This is a genomic window from Shimazuella soli, from assembly GCF_022511585.1.
GTDB lineage: Bacteria > Bacillota > Bacilli > Thermoactinomycetales > Thermoactinomycetaceae > Shimazuella > Shimazuella soli.
This window is the reverse complement of record NZ_JAKWBN010000002.1, coordinates 136,250-154,378: the sequence shown is the minus strand read 5'-3', so window position 1 is coordinate 154,378 and position 18,129 is coordinate 136,250. Positions and strand designations below refer to the sequence as shown.

At 39.3% G+C, this 18,129-nt stretch carries 16 protein-coding genes and 1 other annotated feature; of the genes, 7 read left to right on the top strand and 9 right to left on the bottom strand.

The features are described from left to right. The first annotated feature begins 20 nt into the window (after positions 1–20). From MK805_RS05700 to MK805_RS05690, 3 genes are read left to right on the top strand one after another with little or no spacing between them, the layout of a single operon-like run. The gene (locus tag MK805_RS05700) at positions 21–1,784 is read left to right on the top strand and encodes a hypothetical protein (protein WP_240874624.1); all 1,764 of its coding nucleotides are present in this window, start codon (positions 21–23) and stop codon (positions 1,782–1,784) included. Next, the gene (locus MK805_RS05695; RefSeq protein WP_240874622.1) at positions 1,781–3,724 is read left to right on the top strand and encodes a TOMM precursor leader peptide-binding protein; all 1,944 of its coding nucleotides are present in this window, start codon (positions 1,781–1,783) and stop codon (positions 3,722–3,724) included. Before MK805_RS05700 ends, MK805_RS05695 begins: the two co-directional genes overlap by 4 nt. 14 nt (positions 3,725–3,738) lie before the next feature. Continuing rightward, positions 3,739–5,301: a SagB family peptide dehydrogenase gene (locus MK805_RS05690; protein ID WP_240874620.1), complete on the top strand. Its 1,563-nt coding sequence runs from the start codon at positions 3,739–3,741 to the stop codon at positions 5,299–5,301. Between the two features lie 282 nt (positions 5,302–5,583). Here the strand turns inward: MK805_RS05690 and MK805_RS05685 are convergent, their stop codons facing one another. From MK805_RS05685 to MK805_RS05645, 9 genes are all read right to left on the bottom strand, one after another. Continuing rightward, complete coding sequence (locus tag MK805_RS05685) at positions 5,584–6,180, bottom strand: hypothetical protein (protein WP_240874617.1); 597 nt, start codon at positions 6,178–6,180, stop codon at positions 5,584–5,586. Between the two features lie 224 nt (positions 6,181–6,404). After that, on the bottom strand, positions 6,405–8,075 hold the full coding sequence (gene ilvD / locus MK805_RS05680) for a dihydroxy-acid dehydratase (RefSeq protein ID WP_240874615.1): 1,671 nt from the start codon (positions 8,073–8,075) through the stop codon (positions 6,405–6,407). 156 nt (positions 8,076–8,231) lie between these two features. Then, entirely contained in the window at positions 8,232–8,639 is a 408-nt protein-coding gene (locus MK805_RS05675) for a hypothetical protein (RefSeq protein ID WP_240874613.1), read from the bottom strand. Positions 8,640–8,879: 240 nt separating this feature from the next. After that, complete coding sequence (gene rplT, locus MK805_RS05670) at positions 8,880–9,233, bottom strand: 50S ribosomal protein L20 (protein WP_240874611.1); 354 nt, start codon at positions 9,231–9,233, stop codon at positions 8,880–8,882. A gap of 21 nt (positions 9,234–9,254) precedes the next feature. Then, positions 9,255–9,452 (bottom strand): 50S ribosomal protein L35, encoded by a 198-nt coding sequence (gene rpmI / locus MK805_RS05665; RefSeq protein ID WP_028777459.1) that lies wholly within the window; start codon positions 9,450–9,452, stop codon positions 9,255–9,257. 20 nt (positions 9,453–9,472) lie between these two features. Next, positions 9,473–9,994 carry a translation initiation factor IF-3 gene (infC, locus tag MK805_RS05660; RefSeq protein WP_240875140.1) on the bottom strand — a complete coding sequence of 174 codons (522 nt, stop codon included), beginning with the start codon at positions 9,992–9,994 and terminating at the stop codon, positions 9,473–9,475. 24 nt (positions 9,995–10,018) lie between these two features. Next, positions 10,019–10,140 (bottom strand) — a sequence feature (ribosomal protein L20 leader region). A 44-nt stretch (positions 10,141–10,184) separates the two neighbouring features. After that, positions 10,185–11,873 (bottom strand): arginine--tRNA ligase, encoded by a 1,689-nt coding sequence (gene argS, locus MK805_RS05655; protein ID WP_240874609.1) that lies wholly within the window; start codon positions 11,871–11,873, stop codon positions 10,185–10,187. A 273-nt stretch (positions 11,874–12,146) separates the two neighbouring features. Then, positions 12,147–12,674, bottom strand: a complete 528-nt coding sequence (locus tag MK805_RS05650) for a hypothetical protein (RefSeq protein ID WP_240874607.1) — start codon at positions 12,672–12,674, stop codon at positions 12,147–12,149. A gap of 171 nt (positions 12,675–12,845) precedes the next feature. Continuing rightward, positions 12,846–14,042, bottom strand: coding sequence for an MFS transporter (locus MK805_RS05645; protein ID WP_240874605.1), 1,197 nt, complete (start codon positions 14,040–14,042; stop codon positions 12,846–12,848). A 186-nt stretch (positions 14,043–14,228) separates the two neighbouring features. Here MK805_RS05645 and MK805_RS05640 point away from each other — a divergent pair, with 186 nt between their 5' ends. The 4 genes from MK805_RS05640 to MK805_RS05625 all read left to right on the top strand — a co-directional run bounded on the left by MK805_RS05640 (position 14,229) and on the right by MK805_RS05625 (position 18,114). Continuing rightward, positions 14,229–14,561, top strand: a complete 333-nt coding sequence (locus MK805_RS05640) for a MerR family transcriptional regulator (protein ID WP_240874602.1) — start codon at positions 14,229–14,231, stop codon at positions 14,559–14,561. Positions 14,562–15,110: 549 nt separating this feature from the next. Beyond that, positions 15,111–16,697 carry a spore germination protein gene (locus MK805_RS05635; RefSeq protein ID WP_240874599.1) on the top strand — a complete coding sequence of 529 codons (1,587 nt, stop codon included), beginning with the start codon at positions 15,111–15,113 and terminating at the stop codon, positions 16,695–16,697. Then, positions 16,690–17,904 (top strand): Ger(x)C family spore germination protein, encoded by a 1,215-nt coding sequence (locus MK805_RS05630; protein ID WP_240874597.1) that lies wholly within the window; start codon positions 16,690–16,692, stop codon positions 17,902–17,904. The genes MK805_RS05635 and MK805_RS05630 overlap by 8 nt, the downstream gene beginning before the upstream one ends. A 3-nt stretch (positions 17,905–17,907) precedes the next feature. Then, positions 17,908–18,114 (top strand): hypothetical protein, encoded by a 207-nt coding sequence (locus tag MK805_RS05625; RefSeq protein WP_240874595.1) that lies wholly within the window; start codon positions 17,908–17,910, stop codon positions 18,112–18,114. The last annotated feature ends 15 nt before the right edge of the window (positions 18,115–18,129 follow it).

Below are 18,129 nucleotides of genomic sequence, written 5' to 3'. Positions count from 1 at the left end.
TTAGGGGTGAGGATAAATCAATGATGCTTCCAACTGCACGATTAAAAGCAAATCAAGACACCTATTATGTTCCTGATTTTGAAGGCGGTATCTATTTTCGCAACCACAGACATTCCTTCCGAATGCAAGGCTCCAATGTATACCAGTGGATGGAAAAGCTAATCCCTATGTTTGATGGTACCCATACCATGCATGCAATTACGAAAGGCTTACCTGATACTCACCAGCAAAGAATTTATGAATTTTCAAACCTATTGTTGCAAGAAGGATTTGTTCGAGATGTTAGCAAAGATAAACCTCACAGCCTAAGTGAAAAGATAATAAAACGCTACCAATCACAAATTGACTATTTAGATCATCATGTTGGCTCTGGTGCTTATCACTTTGAAAAATACCGCCATGAAAATCTACTAGTTATTGGGCATGGTTCCTTTCTTACTTCGCTGATATCTTCTCTTATAGAATCTGGACTCCAAAAGATTGCTCTTTTTCTTACTGATAAATCGAACACAAATCTCGAACGTATTAACTATCTAGAAACAGACTCTTCGGTAAATATCACTGATATTACTCCAAGTGAGATACAACCTTGGTCAAAAATGATTCAGCCCTACGGCTCTGTTCTATTTGCAGGAAAAGAAACAGATACAGAACAAATAATAAATCTAGCAACACTTTGCAAGCAAGAAAACAAACATTTTATCCCTGCTGTCACCTATCAAAATACAGGAATGGTAGGACCGATAATAGATTGGGAATCCGCATGGCGAAGACTAGCAAAAACGACAGACCACAGCAACAAAGAAATCAATCCTACCGCAATATCTATCCTTGCGAACCTCTTGGCATTCCGCTGGTTTCAACTAGTCAATGGAGTAATGCCAGTAGAAAAACGACAAGTTTTCTTGCTTGATATGCAGACCTTAGAAGGAAAATGGCATTCTTTTTTTTCCCATCCACTCCTTCATAAGGCCAATAAAACAATAAAACCATTAGCTTCAACTGAATGGTTGTCTCCTTCTCCAATCATAAATGTACAAAGTGTCTTTACTCATATCACCTCTGAAGCAACAGGGATATTTCGATCTTTCGGACCAGAAAATTTGTTGCAATTACCTTTATCGCAATGTCTTGTAAAAATAGCTGATCCACTAGAACAAGAGAAGACCATTTCCATTATTTGTTCAGCATTAACACATCTAGAAGCACGTCATGAAGCAGGATTACGCGGCTTGGAAGCATATGCTTCTCGTTTGTTTCCAGAAATCGCACACGATCTAAAAGAAAAAGCAGCAATTGGTGCCGGGGCAACTCGTCAAGAAGCAATTTGCCGTGCTTTCCTCAAGTACTTGGAAGCTGGCTTAAAAAATATACCTACTGATCCGCAAACAATGCAAATGGAGGGAGAGCAAAGCAAATATTTTGTAGAATGCATCAGCCTATTAGGCACAAAACCAACCCTCTACATAGAGGATCACAACTATGGTTTTCCTATTGGCTGGGTAGAAGCCAATGATTCTTGGTTTGGCAGTGTGGGACTGCATACAGAGATGGCATTGCAAGCTGCATTGCACAAAGCTTTACACATCATACAAAATAAATCTATTGATCATCTTCTTCTCCAGCATATCCCATTGGAATCAACGGAAAATTCGCTAGAAATTATTACTCGTCATTTGAAATTACAAAATAAATATCTGCAAGTATTTGATATAAAACTAGAAGATATCATTTCCCAAAACCTCTCTGTTGTTGCGGTGACAATCAGGGAGGATATATCATGACAAAACCGACTATAGGAATTATAGGAGATGGACATTTAGCAACGGCAACTGCTGAAGCACTTGAAATGAATTATACCATCCACCCGCTGGGATCAACTTGGCAAGACAAAACGTGGAGAAATGCAGATTTACTGCTTGTACTAAGTGACAATTGGAATGCTCGTCTTCATCGAGAAGTTCAGCAGATCGTCTCTTCTACTTCTATCCCATGGTTACGCTGTTTTATCCAGTTTGGGGAAGGTATTATTGGTCCGTTCGTTCATTCTAAGGGAGTATGTTTTCATTGCGCGGATCGTCGATTGCTAATGAGCGGAAAAGACCGCAAAGAAATGTGGCAACTGTATCATCAATTATCGCTACAGCCTTCTGCATTAGCTGATCCTAAAATTTCTACCTTCTCTATTCATCACTTGAAACACCTTCTCGTACAAGAAGTTTCCCAAATCTTTGAACAGCAATCAAATTTGCAGGATACGGTAATAATTGTAAACTTACATACCTTGCAAACAAGCACACATACCATAATTGCTGACCCACTTTGTACCATTTGTAATACCCTTCCAGATGATACCCCTAGTAGAGCAGAGATTCATTTGCAATCCAATCCTAAGGTAGCAGAAGATAGTTTTCGGGTTACATCACTAATTTTATGGAGAGATACTTTAAAACAAACCTATTATGGAAATCGAACAGGTGTATTGATGGGCAATGTTCACGATCCCTTATCACCCTTTGCTTCCGCAAGTGTATATCTGCCTCTTACTATTGGCCAAGAAGCAACAGCCGGCAGAACACACCGCTTCGGCGATAGTGAAATTACAGCGATATTTGAAGGGCTAGAACGTTCCTGTGGCATTGCACCGAGAGGAAGCCGTACGATTGTTCATGATCATTACTCCCATTTACAAAAGGTTGCCCTTGATCCGCAAACAGTAGGCACACATTCCAAAGAACAATACTCGCTACCTGATTTCCCTTTCCAAGCATTTGATCCTGAGAAAAAAATGAATTGGGTGTGGAGTTACTGTATCACAGAACAAAAACCAATCCTCGTCCCAGAACTTCTGGCCTACTACAGCCTTGGAGGGGGCAAAGGATTTGTCTATGAAACTTCCAATGGATGTGCATTAGGAGGAAGTCTAGAAGAAGCCATCTTCCATGGGATCATGGAAATTTTAGAACGTGATGCTTTTTTGCTGACATGGTATGCTAGATTGCCATTGCCTCGAATTGATCCTTTTTCTTCTGGGGACACAGAATTAGATTTGATGCTCCATCGTATCCATGAAATAGCAGGTTATGAAATACATCTGTTTAACGCGACAATGGAACATGAAATCCCCAGTATTTGGGCGATTGCTAGAAACAAAAAGAACAGAGGATTTCATTTGATCTGTGCAGCAGGGACACACTTTGATCCTGTAAAAGCGACGAAAAATGCCCTCCATGAACTCGCTGGAATGATGCTAACATTAGATGCTAAGGCGGAAAAGCAGCGGAAAAAGTATGTAAACATGATCGATAAACCGCATCTGGTCAAAGAAATGCCGGATCATTCCATGTTGTACAGCATACCCGAGACAGAACACCGGCTTGATTTTTTACTCCAACAAAAGGAAAATGTGCAGACATTTCGAGACATACAATGTCCGCCCGTGTCTAAAACCGATCTGAAAGAGGATCTTGAGCATGTCATCCAGATTCTTAGACAACAACATAGACACATATTCGTTGTCAATCAAACTACAAGCGAATTACGAAAACAAAATTTACACTGTGTGAAAGTGATTATTCCAGGTATGCTTCCTATGACATTTGGCCATCACTTAACTCGGCTTACAGGATTGCCGAGGGTACTTGAAATCCCAAAGAAACTTGGCTATACGAAAAACACGCTGACAATGGAGCAGCTTAATCCTCATCCTCATCCATTCCCATAAAAGAGGAGGAAAACATGGACAGCGATACTTTTTTCTCTTATCTTCATGATCATCCAGAGAAGTTAAAACCGGTGGACTGGGAAGTGGATTGGAATGATGCTCCACTACCTTATAAACAGTATCAGCAAAAACCATTCATTCGATTATCTCGTGAGATACCAGAAAATTTTAATCCAACTACCCAGACTCCTAACATACAAGACATTGGTCATTTATTGTGGTATGTCTATGGAATGACAAAAGTTGTCCATTCTGCTATTCCAATAGACAAGGCAAATAGCAAGCACCAGTATTCTACTGTATGTAGAAAATTTGTCCCTTCTGGTGGAGCCCTTTATCCAAATGAAATATACCTTTATCTACAAATCAAAGATATACCAAAAGGAGTTTATCACTACGATGTTGCTCAACATGCCTTAGTCCTATTACGAGAAGGAGATTTTGCAGCGTTTATCACCGATTTATTAGGCAAACGAGGTACAATCACAAACTGTTTCGCCACTGTATTTTTATCGACTCTTTTTTGGAAAAACTTTTTTAAATACCATAACTTCGCTTACCGTCTGCAAGGATTAGACAGCGGTGTTGTGATTGGACAATTATTAGAATGTACCAAACAAGTCCCTTATCAAAAAACGGTTTACTATCAATTTCTTGATAAAGCAGCTAATCATTTGCTAGGGCTCACTACAGTGCAAGAAAGTGTTTATGCCATCATAACTCTGTCTGCAGATAAACAGAAAGTACAATTCCAACAAAAATACAAGGATGTATTAACAAGCGAAACATTGTGCAGACAATTACCAACAATCCATCACGATTACCGGCTGAAATCAAAAAAAATCCATCCTTACCCTTTAATTGATAAAATACATACGCAATCCTTGCAAAACACGACACAGGATTTCACTTGGATCTCACCTAAAAAAAGTGATCTCCCAAAAACAGACGAAACCATTCCACTATCTCCTAATCGAGAATCCATACCATCCTTCTATACCATTTGTAAAAGAAGAACTTCTCCTGGAATGAACTTCACTTTAAAACCCGTAACGAAAAAGCAGCTCACTACCATTCTTCAAACAGCAACGGAACAAATGGATTATGTTAATGATCTAAGCGAAATAGCTGATCCAAACGAACGAATAATAGCAGGATACTTTCATCACATTGAAGATATCCCAAATGGGCTTTATGTATATGATTCAGAAAAAAATGCCTTAAGCCTCCTGCGAAGAGGAGACTTCCGAACTTATTTACAGCAATCTACACTCGAACCTCATATTAATATCTTTCAAGTTCCGATCTGTTTACATATTTTCGGCAAGCCCATCTACCATAAAGAAGCATTGGGGGTAAGAGGGTATCGCACACAGCAAATGCAAACTGGGATACTCGTACAACGATTGGCACTTTCCGCAGCTAGTATAGGATTCGGCGCTCATCCATTACTAGGATTTGATACAAAGATGATTGACTTCTTGTATTCTTTTGATCAAAACAGCTATAAGAGTTTGATACAAATACCGATTGGTCCGTTTCAATCGTCACATAAATGGGAAGGAATTCTGAAATAAAAGGCATCTAGCTTTTTAGCATGAGATATTCACCTTGTACATTTCTTCAGTTATTAGAGAATTACATATCTTCTAAGAATGACTAGTAATCAGTCTTGACTTCAACGAATATTTAATCATTGAAAAACTGCACTCCAGTTGTTAAGTTAAATTAACAATAGGAGTGCAGTTCATTTTTAACAGGCGATCCATTTATTTAAAATAAAAAATTCCTTACAAAGCGGGTTCTCCCTGTAGTGTATCCACCACAGGGAGAACGATCTCACAAGCGATCCCTAAGGATCACTTACGACCGGGGGTCCAGTTCATGCCCCAGCCCCAGTGTCGGTCGATCTTCCGGTGGCCGCTGCGGATGATGCCGCCGCTGATCGGCTTCACGTCCATCCGAACGTCGAAGCCAGTCCCCGTGTTGGTGAGGAGGGCGATCGCGCAGTACCTGGTATTGTGTTCGCCGTGCCAGATCACACGCTCCTCCAGACCAGGCACATAGATGGTGGTGCGGGCATTCTTCGCCGCCTTCAGCGAGTGAGCACCCCTGTAGACGTAGGCGAAGACTCCCGCACGCTCGACATCCTCCTCCGCGTGGCTGTAGAAAGCACTGATGATCTCCCCGGAAGTTGCACCGGTTTGGTCATCACCGTTGAGCTTGAACCACGGAGGCCCGTCGAGCCGACCGAAGCTGTTGCCCAGAGCCTGGACGACACCCTTGGTGCCGTCCTTCAGCTCGTAGAGCAGCCCGAGGTCGACGTCAACGTCCACCGGGTTGTCGTTCTCATCACGCCCGACCTCCCAATCGAGGTGGAGCTTGATGAGTCCGTCGGGTACACCAACCGGCTTGCTGAGATTGACGGTCTTTCCCTTGGTCATGTTGATGGCCATTGTCGACCTTTCTCGTGAGAGGGGTTGTACTATTATCATCATATAGATACCCGAATTTCCTGTCAACTCAAAATTCATCCTAATATTTTTAACTAACAAAATAGAAAATCAAATATAAATCAATATAGTTCAAACTTTGATTTTCTACGTAATAAAAACACATTTAAAATTTTTATACTCATAAGAAAGACCACTTCTAAAAAAATTCAGAAGTGGTCTTTCTACTAATTATCCCTCAAAACTGCTCCCGTATTTGCGGAGGTAACAAGACTCGCATAACGTCGCAAGAAACGTCCGCCAACCTCAATTTTTGGAGGTGTCCAGTTCTCTCTCCGTCTTGCTAGCTCATCATCGGATACTTCTAACTCTATTGTCCGGTTGATCAAGTCGATGTGAATGATGTCTCCTTGTTCCACAAAAGCGATCGGTCCGCCGTCCGCGGCTTCTGGAGAAACGTGTCCGATACTTATCCCGCGAGTCGCACCGGAAAATCTGCCATCAGTAATCAATGCAACCTCTTTTCCTAATCCTCGACCCATGATCGCAGAAGTAGGAGAAAGCATTTCTGGCATTCCTGGACCGCCTTTTGGTCCTTCAGAGCGGATGACGACAACATCTCCAGACTTCACTTTTCCAAAGGAGATACCGGCGATCGCTTCATCTTGGGATTCAAAGATAACAGCTGGTCCACTAAATGTTTTGATCGAAGGATCGACCGCACCCGTTTTGATTACTGCACCATCTGGGGCAATGTTTCCAAATAAAACACACAATCCGCCTGTCTCACTATAAGCATTTGTAATTGGATGGATGACTTCTTCATCTAAAATTTTATGCTCTTGAATATTTTCCCCTAATGTCTTTAAAGTGACCGTTTTACAATCAAGGTTTAAAATGCCTTCTTTTTTGGATAACTCATTTAAGATCGCATGAATTCCTCCAGCACGATCTATATCTTCCATATGCCACTTGCCAGCAGGACTCACTTTACATAGATTTGGCACTTTTGCTGCGATTTCATTGATTCTCGTCAGCGGGTACTCCACTCCGATTTCATGAGCGATAGCCAATGTATGTAAAACCGTATTGGTAGAACCACCCATTGCCATATCGAGTGCAAATGCGTTATCGATGGATTCTTGTGTCACAATATCGCTTGGTTTCAAATCTGCTTCGATCAGCTTTATGATCTGAGCAGCAGCTTTTTGTGCCAACACCTTTCTTTCTGGTGTATCTGCCAAAATACTACCATTGCCCGGCAAAGCTACACCCAGCGCTTCTGCTAAGCAGTTCATCGAATTAGCGGTAAACATCCCTGAACAAGAACCACAGCTTGGACATGCAAATTGTTCTAATTCGTATAGCTCTTTATCATCTATTTTTCCGGCTTGGTGAGCTCCTACCCCTTCAAACACAGATACCAAGTCGATTGATTTCCCTGATGGTGTCATCCCAGCTTTCATCGGTCCGCCACTGATAAAAATGGTAGGAATATTAACCCGCATTGCTCCCATCAGCATCCCTGGCGTAATTTTGTCACAATTCGGGATACAGATAAGACCATCAAACCAGTGTGCAAGAGCTACTGTTTCCACTGCATCGGCGATGACTTCTCTACTGGGAAGAGAATAACGCATACCGATGTGTCCCATTGCGATACCATCATCCACACCAATGGTATTAAATTCAAATGGTACCCCGCCAGCTGCACGAACGGCATCTTTTACTACTTCAGCAAATTTATTTAAATGCATATGACCAGGTACAATTTCTACAAATGAATTGCAAATTCCGATAAATGGTTTCCCGAAATCTTCCTCTTTCACACCAGCAGCCCTAAGTAAACTTCTATGGGGTGCTCGGTCTACACCTTTTTTAATTTTGTCACTTCTCACTATAGCTCACCTACTCTATAAAATAATAAAAAAACTTACCAATATGGCAAGCCTCTGAAGGCTTTGTAGAAAAGATAAAACTTTTATCTACTAAATTAGATTATATACTATCATATTTGCATAAAAAAAAGCAGGGCTTTTCTTGCGCCTGCTCTCTCAAAAATTACCACTAGCATAACTAGAACCATCTTCCAGACTGTCGTGTTCATTTGTGATCTTTTGCATCAACCAATCGTACTCTTCCATTAAATAAGGGATAAAATATTCCGTTCCTTCTTTACTGCCTTCTTGCACAATGACATTCCATACAATTTGATTACAATAATCTACCAAATGATTCCAATCTGCAAAACTCCAAATGATCTCTCGACAATCAAGGCTAGTTATATGATAGTAGTTGTCATCTTCTGCCCGAAAAATAAAATCTACGCCGACAAGTGCAATATTGTGTTGAAAACAAATACGGACAAAGTCCTCTGCATACTCAAGGGGTAAACACAAATTGCCTTGTGCATCTAAATGCCCGTACTGTTCATACTCTAGTTTGATCCAATTAACCAGCATTCAGCCCCTACTCCTTTGAATATGGATTAGAGAAACAGAGGGCTATTCCTCTCTTTTTATAAGTCATCACTTATTTATTATATCCTACACATAGAACATCCAATGTTTAAATTGTTATCAATATTTGTCAAAATAGTACTTAGTACTAAATGGTTTACTTTTATTTCCAATCCAAAATTAAAAACGGACAAAGAAAATCTCATAGATAATATCTATGAGATTTAAAAAGAGAATGAGAGCTTATTGTGCTTTTTTCGCAACTTGCACAAGTTCACTAAAAGCTTTTTCATCAAAAATAGCTAATTCAGCAAGCATTTTGCGGTTGATATCTACACCAGCAACTTTTAATCCGTGCATCAATTTATTGTATGACAAACCATTGATACGAGCAGCTGCATTAATACGTGTAATCCAAAGACGACGGAAATCACGTTTGCGCTGACGACGGTCACGATATGCATACATAAGAGATTTCATTACTTGCTGCTTCGCAGTACGGAATAAACGGTGTTTGGAACCGAAGTATCCACGAGCCAGTTTCAGCACGCGTTTACGACGGCGACGGGTAACAGTACCACCCTTAACTCTTGCCATTAAAATTCCCTCCTAAACGTTCTATTTATAAGCGATTAATTGTTCGATGCGTTTGGTATCACCTTTAGCCATGATGGCACTTTTACGCAATTTACGTTTTTGTTTCGCAGATTTGCCTTCCAGCAAGTGGCTAGTAAATGCATGATTACGTTTCACTTTACCAGTACCTGTTTTACTAAAACGTTTGGTAGCTGATTTTTTAGATTTCATTTTAGGCATCGTATATACTCCCTTCGATGTCAGTTTGACGATTTTGGAGTTAAGATCATAATCATTTGACGTCCTTCTAACTTAGGATGTCTTTCAACCTCAGAGATTTCTTTGACTTCTTCAGCCATCCGTACAAGCACTCGACGACCAAGATCTTGGTGCGTGATTTCCCGTCCGCGGAAACGAATGCTCAACTTCACTTTGTCGCCTTGCTCTAAAAACTTCACTACGTTTTTGAGCTTGGTTTGAACGTCATGATCCTCAATAGAAGGACTGAGACGAACTTCTTTTAATTGAACGATTTTTTGGTTTCGACGTGCTTCTTTCTCACGTTTGCTTTGCTCATAACGGTATTTACCGTAGTCCATAATTCTACAAACCGGTGGTTTCGCCTGTGGAGCTACATTGACAAGGTCGAGATTTTGTTCCCCCGCCAAACGCAGTGCTTCTCTGAGTGGCTGAATTCCAAGTTGCTCACCATCTGCCCCTATGAGTCGCACTTCGCGAGCGCGGATCGCTTCATTGACCTGTTGCTGTTCTTTGCTAATAATTACACCTCCAGTATTGGGAATTGCCAATGCAAATAAGTGTGGACGAAAGTCGCCCACACGTAAAAAATTTACGGTATTCCTCAACTAACCTAGCAACAACCTAATTGCGTCGACCAGGTGAGAAGCGGGCGCTTCTGCTTACACAATGTTGTTATTCTAGCATGTCTTTGGCATCCCTGTCAAATTTCGATTACATTTCTGTTGGAGCGTGGAGCCCTAGTATACGGAGAGCTTCTTTTAACACTGTCGCTGTTGCAAAAATGAGATTTAATCTAGCAGTTTTATTCTGCTCATCTGATAGAACATGGACATGCGCATAATACTGATTGAGTGTACGAGCTAAGTCCAAAGCAAATCTAGCGATCTTAGATGGATCATATTCACGCCAAGCCAATTTTACTACTTGATCAAAATCTTTTAACAAAGACAAAATTGGCCATGCTTCTTCATCTTCTACCTCTAATGCTTCTGTACTAGGTGTATATTCCCCTTTTCTGAGCAGTGAATGGCAGCGAGCATGTGTATATTGAAGATAAGGACCAGTCTCCCCTTCAAAGTTAAGCATCTGTTCCATGGAAAACTCTACATCGTTCGTACGGAAATGTTTGAGATCATGAAAAATAACTGCGCCAATCCCCACGTCATGAGACACTTTTTCTTTTTCACCTAAAGCAGGATTCTTCTCTTCAATGATTTTTCGAATCCGGTCAATCGCACTTGTCAAAGCATCTTCAAGTAAGACAACATGACCTTTGCGGGTCGACATTTTTTTGCCGTCACGCAGCATCATCCCAAATGAAACATGCTCCATATCTTTTGCCCATTGAAAGCCTGCTTTTTCTAACACTAGTTTTAATTGTTGAAAATGCAGACTCTGTTCACTGCCTACAACATAAAGGGACTTTATAAAGTTATACTCCTTTTTCCGATAGATCGCTGTAGCTAAATCCCTTGTGGCATAAAGTGTTGCTCCATCCGATTTTTGAACCAAACAAGGCGGTAAACCTTCCTCTTCCAAAGAAACTACTTTTGCTCCGTCACTTTCCACCAGCAAACCTTTTTCCTCTAAAAGTTTTACAACAGCTTCCATTTTATCGTTATAGAAAGCTTCCCCAGCAAAGGAGTCAAATTGAACACCTAACAGATCATAGATTCGCATAAACTCGTGAAGAGATTCCTCACGAAACCACTCCCATAAAGCAAAGTTTTCTGCATCTCCCTCTTCCAGCAGTTTAAATGCTTCTCTAGCCGCTTCTTCTAAAGATGGATCATCTGCTGCTTCCTCATGAAAACGCAAATATAACTTCATTAATTCAGAGATTGGATTTTTACGAACGGCATCTTCATCTCCCCATTTGCGATAAGCAACAATCAGTTTCCCAAATTGGGTACCCCAATCACCTAAATGATTAATTCGAACAGGACGATATCCGTTTTTTTCAGCGATGTTGGCTATACTGTTGCCAATTACGGTTGAACGCAGATGTCCCATGGAAAAAGCTTTTGCGATATTCGGGGACGACAAATCGATCGTCACTGTCTCCCCTTTTCCATTTTTATTTGCTCCATACTGATTACCCAATCGCAAAATTTCATCTAAAATTTGCTTACTCACTTGCTTCTGATCAAGAAAAACATTGACATAAGGCCCTACTGCTTCTACTTTTTGAAACAAATCATGTACGACTTTAGGTGCTAACTCGTTTGCTATCACATTTGGCGCCTTTTTCCAGTGCTTCGCTAAAACAAAACATGGAAAAGCAAAATCCCCTAGATTTTGTTTTTTTGGTTTCTCGATTACTTTTTCGATTTCCTCTACCCGCAAAATATCACCAAGACAAGTCGATAATTGCACAGCAACAATGCGTTTGTAATCCATTTTCATTCCTCCTAAAATAAAAAACACCCATCTCCTAAAAGGAGACGAGCGTTTTGCCCGCGGTACCACTCCGCTTGTGCTAAAAGCACCACTTCACCCTTGATAACGAGGCGTTCCCCGATCAGCAGTTAACAAGAATGCGTTTCGGAAAATACTCATACTGAGCTCACACCATCCTCAGTTCGCTTCAATGATTGATATTTTCCTACTCTTTCTTTACCGATATAGATAATGACTATATGTACCAAAAAAATGCCTTGCGGTCAAGCTTTCCTAACCTTTTGAGTTGATAGTGAAATACTGCTCCATATCTCCGGGTTCATTGATGGATTGAATGGGACCACTGAAATATGTCTGCTGCCCATATTCCAATTTTATTTTCCCACTCTTGATTCCGTTTATTTTCAATTGCTGGATAGCAGACCATATTTGTTCTTTTAATTGATTGATTTCATAGGCTTCAAAGGGTTCATTCAACTTCACATGAACCACTAGCAACGGGTCCAAATCACCATTTACGGTTTCTTTGGCATGTTGTAAACCATATTTGTAATTAGGGAGCTTGTCTTCTGGAACATCCCAATTGGTATCCGAGTAAAAGATAAGCTCCGAAGATACTTTCGAAGAAACAGGAGCAAATACATCCTTCATCCAAGGTGTTACTTCCTGATTCACTTGTTTTGTCCAAAGCGGCTCAAGTACATCCGTGGAAACTCCACTATTTCCGCAACCGGCTAATACAATAACCAATAATAAACTACCAATTAACCATCCAAACTTTCTCGCAACCAATATGTTCATTTTCCTTTCGCGATAAGACTGTGCACATAAATAAAATTATACTTTTTGCAAAGATTCAGGACAATCTTTTTTCCGATTAGAATATGAACAATCTTTTATGGTTGCTCCTTTGTTTTTATCTTTTGTACCTTGAACTATCTTTTCATCAATATATATAAATGTCTGAATTCCTTATTTGCTTTCTTTTAAAAATAAAGATGTTACCAAAGCTAAACCTAAAAATAAAGCTAAGATTTCAAATGTAAATGCATACCCAACTACTGGTACCAAATTAATGACGAGCGATGGAGCAATTGTTGCTCCTAAAAATAAGATAAAAGTATAAACCGAAATCGCTGTGCTTCGCAATTCACCGCCTAATTGATTCACTATCCCGATAAGGTTAGGGATCAATACCGATATCCCCCCTACAAAAACTACACTCATGATGACTAAAAAAGGTATATTAGTAAAAACCCCAAGTAGTACAAGACCAATTACTGCTAATGTTAAACCTCCTCGAAGTACTACAAATGCCCCAAACCTTGCAACCATACGTCCTACATATAAAGACGTAATCATCCCGACTATACCAATGGCACGAATTACTAGCAATGTTTGATCATTTATATCTTTTGACAACTGAACCAGATAGCCTCCAAGAGTTGTATACATACCGACAAAAGATAGTAATACCGAAACAGCGATCACATAGCATAATACCAGCTTCTTATCCGTAGACACTTTACGAAAATCTTGCAGAGATGGGAATAAACTTATTTTTTTATCACTATTTGGCTCTTTTGGAATAGCAAATAAACAAAGAACAAAAGTGAAAAAATAAATAATTCCTATCCAATAAAAGCAATATTCCCATGAAAAACTTTGGTTGACCAAACTGCTGAACAATTGCCCCAAAACCCCTGCTGTAAGTAAACCAAAGCTTACAATTCCAATGGTTGTCACCCTTTTATCTACTGGAAATACTTTGACGACATAAGAAAGAGCAGCAGGAACAAAAGTTGCAGCAACGAAACCCTGTAGACTTCTTAGCACTAGCAAAACTTGAAATTGATGAATAAAACCTATTAAGGGAGAGATAATCGCCAACAAACCTAAACAAATCAAAATCATTCGTTTGTTGCCAAAACGATCCCCAAAAGAGCCAAATAATAAAAACCCAATCGCATAACAAAAGGAATACATACTCCCAGACCAAGATGCTTGATTCAATGATATGTGAAAAGCACTCGCAATACTAGAAAATAAAGGGATCGTCACATATAAGCCAGATACGATTATTAAACCGCACCAAAATAATACTGCTGATAGAAGAACATAGTTTTTACTTGCTGCCAAAAACGAAGAAGATTTTAATGCTTTTTCCATGTTGTACCTCCCAAGAAGCTTGTTCCGCAAAAACAATCAGCGAAAATAATTAGCCTTGTTTGTTTATTTATTACCTATATTGTAACTTATCTACAATAAAAGTCAATAACTTACGTATAAATTTTTGCGATTTTGTTTCATTTCATGTAAAATATCTACAATAGTTGGAGAATAGAGGTGAAAAATATGAGCGAACATCCATCTAATGAAGAATGGCTTTTTGATTATCAACTTCTCAGTAAATTGGTGATTGGAATTGGTGAAGTTTCAGACATAACAGGATTACCAACAAGAAAAATAAGGTATTGGGAAGATAAAGGAATCATTCAATCTAAGAAGGATTGTGAGGGAGGAACACGAAAATATAGTTATTTGGACATCAAAAAAATCATCCTAATTCAAGAGCTGTTAGCCGATGGGTATACGCTTGATGCTGCTGCAAAAAAAGTAGAAAATCGCATCAAAAATATAAACCAAACCATGTTAGGTCTCAGTAAATATCTTGATCAGCAAGATTAGATCTCATATTTCTTAACAAAGAATATACATTTTCCAGTAAACAGAAACCGACTTCTTCATCGACGTCGGTTCATTTTTTTGCAATATTTCTCTTACTTGTGCTGGGAACATGATTATGCTTTTCATAGAAAAATAGCTGATTTTGTGGTGTTGATGACATATGATGGGGTTTCCTTTGTATGGATATAATTGGACTGTACCTTATAAGAAAGACAACAAGCCTGCAAAGCTGGTGTCTCCCCAAAAAGCTAACAGGATCGCTCTAGCCACTGGAGCTAATATTTACTACGATAACCTTGCTCAAGTACCTTCCCATCTCCTATCGAGATGATAGTGGGAACAAGCACAAAGTTTGGTATGAAAACGAACAGAGTGCACAAGCAAAAATTTAACTTGGTCAAAAAATATAAGCTTCGGGGCTATCAGTTGAATACGGATAAGCAATGCTAATTTATATTACGATATCCCTCTTAATCCCCAAAATATGTATACAATTATTTACTAAAAGGAAAACTGGATATTAAGTTATTTCTAGGAGTTTATTCTCATATGAAAACCAAATCATTTACCAAAACCAAGCGTTCTCAGATGACCAAAGCGAAAAAAACTAACACCGGTGAAATACTTGTTTTAAAAACAGAACTCCAAGACAATATTCAACAGATTACAAAATCTTTGGGTAATAGCCCAGATATCATAGTAAGAAAATGGATTTTCGGTAAAGATGATGTAGCAATCATTTATACGTCCGGTTTGGCAGATGCAAAATTAGTCAATCAATTCATTATGGAACCTTTAATGTCACTTAATGAAAACAATCCTTCCCAAACGATGCCATCGGAAAACAAAGACTTGCTAGATGGGATAAAAAAATTATTACTTCCGATCGGTGGTATCCGAGAAACGGAAAGCTTTGACACCTTATTAACGGCAATTTTATCTGGGGATACTGTTCTCTTATGTCAAGGATATGATCGCTGTTTATTGCTTACTTCCAAAGGATGGGAACAGCGTGCAATCGAGGAACCTACCACCCACACCGTAATACGGGGGCCAAAGGAAGGATTTACTGAAAATATTGCCACAAATATCTCTTTAGTACGGCGAAAGATCAAAGACCCTAACCTATGGCTGGAAAATTTCCAAGTGGGCTGTGTCACGAAAACCAGTGTTTCTATTATGTATATTAACGGCATTGTCAAGGAAGAAGTCGTAAAAGAAGTTCGAGAACGAATCAGTCGTATTGAAATCGATGGGATATTGGAAAGTGGATATATCGAAGAGTTAATCCAAGATAAAACATTTACTCTTTTTCCCACAATCTATAATACCGAAAGACCTGATGTGATTGCGGCTGGGATACTAGAGGGACGTATCGCCATTTTGATTGATGGCACACCTTTTGTTCTAATGGTTCCAGCAATTATAACGCAATTTTTTCAAACAGCTGAAGATTATTATCAGCGTGCTGATATTTCAACACTCTTACGCATACTTCGTTTTATCGCTTTGTTTATATCCTTGCTAGGCCCAGCCTTATATATTGCCATTACGACTTTTCATCAAGACATGCTTCCTCCACAATTATTAATCAGTTTATCATCTCAGCGAGAGGGAATACCATTTCCTGCTTTCATTGAAGCTTTACTAATGGAATTCACGTTTGAACTTTTACGTGAGGCGGGAACTCGTCTGCCACGAACAGTTGGCCAAGCAATTTCCATTGTAGGGGCATTGGTAATTGGTCAAGCAGCAATCCAAGCAGGTATCGTTTCACCAGCAATGGTGATAGTCGTTTCTATCACAGCGATTGCCAGTTTCACTGTCCCCTCTTATAACATGGCAATTGCCTTTCGTATACTGCGTTTTGGGATGATGATTCTAGCAGCTTCTTTCGGTCTGTTTGGCGTTATGGCAGGTTTCATTTGGCTAATCCAACATCTTTGTCATTTACGTTCTTTTGCCGTTCCCTACCTATCTCCATTTGCTCCCAACATCCCCAAGGATAAAAAGGATATATTGGTACGCGTTCCTTGGTGGAAAATGACGACACGTCCGAAAATCTTAAGTGAAGAAAATGTAATTCGTGAAAACAGTTCACCAGTTTCCGAAGAGGAGCCTGAAGAAAGTGGCTAATACGAAAAGATTATGCAAGACACTCATTTTTGTCATTTGTACTGTACTTATCGTCGGATGTTGGAATCGTCGTGAATTAAATGATCTAGCAGTTGCGGTTGCAATTGGAATAGATAAGGCAGATAAGAAAATTTTATTAACGGATCAAGTTCTTATTCCAGAAGGCATTTCAGGACAAAAGGGTGGTAGTTCCAACCTTGCCCCTGTTATTTTGTTTCAAACAAAAGGAGAAGGAATACAAGAAGCTGCAAGAAAAATGACAAATCGGGGTACAAGAAAAATATATGTTGGGCAACTACAAATACTTATTTTCGGAGAAAAATTCGCCAAACAAGGTGTAAGTAAGGTTCTAGATCATATCATACGAGATCATGAATATCGAAGGGATTTTTATGTTGCAATAGCTAAAAATCACGAAGCGCAAGATGTTCTAAAAGTGTTTACTGCTCTGGAGAAAATGCCTTCAACGAAACTGAAATCTGCTCTTGAGAATTCATCCAAAGCATGGGGAGAAACCACAGCAGTTAAAATTGACGACTTTATTTCTGCTATCATCAGCAAAGGAAGAGAACCAGTATTATCAGGAATTAAGATGACCGGCGATCAAAAGTTCCTAAATGAGAAAGAAAATGCAGAGAAAATCTCTACACCTCTCAGATTATCCTATGGAGAGCTAGCTGTTTTTAAAAAAGATAAACTGCTGGGTTGGTTAAATGAGAAAGAAAGTATTGGATACAATTTTACCCAAGGAAACATAAAAAGTACTTCTGTTGTTCTAAAATGCCCAAAGAACACAAGCAAAAACTTAGCGGTGGAACTACTTCGTACGAAAACTGATACCAAAGTAATCATGAAGCATAACAAACCTGTAATCCATCTCAAACTAAAAACAAAAGGCGTCATAAGTGATGCACAATGTGAAATGGATTTCACAACACCATCTACCATCTCACAAGTAGAAAAATTAACGGAAAACCAAGTTAAAAACTCCATCGTATCTGCGATAAATACGGTACAACAAAAATATAAATCAGACATTTTTGGATTTGGAGAAGAAGTGGAGCGAAGTTCCCCTGCATATTGGGAACGAGTGAAAAAAAATTGGGATCAAGTATTTTCTGATCTCGAAGTAAAGGTTGAAGTAAAATCAAAAATTGAAAAAATGTTTAAAACCACAAAATCATTAACAGAAAGAATGGAGGAATAAAATGTGGTGTGGTCTGTCATTATCATTCTAGTTGTCGGGATCATCATCGCAGTCATGGAAGCTCCATCTCTTATCAAACAAAAAAAACAAAAAGAATTATATACTTTTTCTATTTTGCTGCTTGCTGGGATATCACTAAACATCGTCGTAAGTATCGGAATCGAAGTCCCAACTCCCTTAGAGTGGATTAGGATCATTTACGGATATTAGCAGAGGAGTACCTAC

Bases quoted from the DNA above. Each gene is read 5' to 3' on its own strand.
- MK805_RS05700 (WP_240874624.1), top strand. From the start codon at position 21: ATGATGCTTCCAACTGCACGATTAAAAGCAAATCAAGACACCTATTAT.
- MK805_RS05695 (WP_240874622.1), top strand. From the start codon at position 1,781: ATGACAAAACCGACTATAGGAATTATAGGAGATGGACATTTAGCAACG.
- MK805_RS05690 (WP_240874620.1), top strand. From the start codon at position 3,739: ATGGACAGCGATACTTTTTTCTCTTATCTTCATGATCATCCAGAGAAG.
- MK805_RS05685 (WP_240874617.1), bottom strand. From the start codon at position 6,180: ATGGCCATCAACATGACCAAGGGAAAGACCGTCAATCTCAGCAAGCCG.
- MK805_RS05675 (WP_240874613.1), bottom strand. From the start codon at position 8,639: ATGCTGGTTAATTGGATCAAACTAGAGTATGAACAGTACGGGCATTTA.
- rplT (WP_240874611.1), bottom strand. From the start codon at position 9,233: ATGGCAAGAGTTAAGGGTGGTACTGTTACCCGTCGCCGTCGTAAACGC.
- rpmI (WP_028777459.1), bottom strand. From the start codon at position 9,452: ATGCCTAAAATGAAATCTAAAAAATCAGCTACCAAACGTTTTAGTAAA.
- argS (WP_240874609.1), bottom strand. From the start codon at position 11,873: ATGGATTACAAACGCATTGTTGCTGTGCAATTATCGACTTGTCTTGGT.
- MK805_RS05650 (WP_240874607.1), bottom strand. From the start codon at position 12,674: ATGAACATATTGGTTGCGAGAAAGTTTGGATGGTTAATTGGTAGTTTA.
- MK805_RS05645 (WP_240874605.1), bottom strand. From the start codon at position 14,042: ATGGAAAAAGCATTAAAATCTTCTTCGTTTTTGGCAGCAAGTAAAAAC.
- MK805_RS05640 (WP_240874602.1), top strand. From the start codon at position 14,229: ATGAGCGAACATCCATCTAATGAAGAATGGCTTTTTGATTATCAACTT.
- MK805_RS05635 (WP_240874599.1), top strand. From the start codon at position 15,111: ATGAAAACCAAATCATTTACCAAAACCAAGCGTTCTCAGATGACCAAA.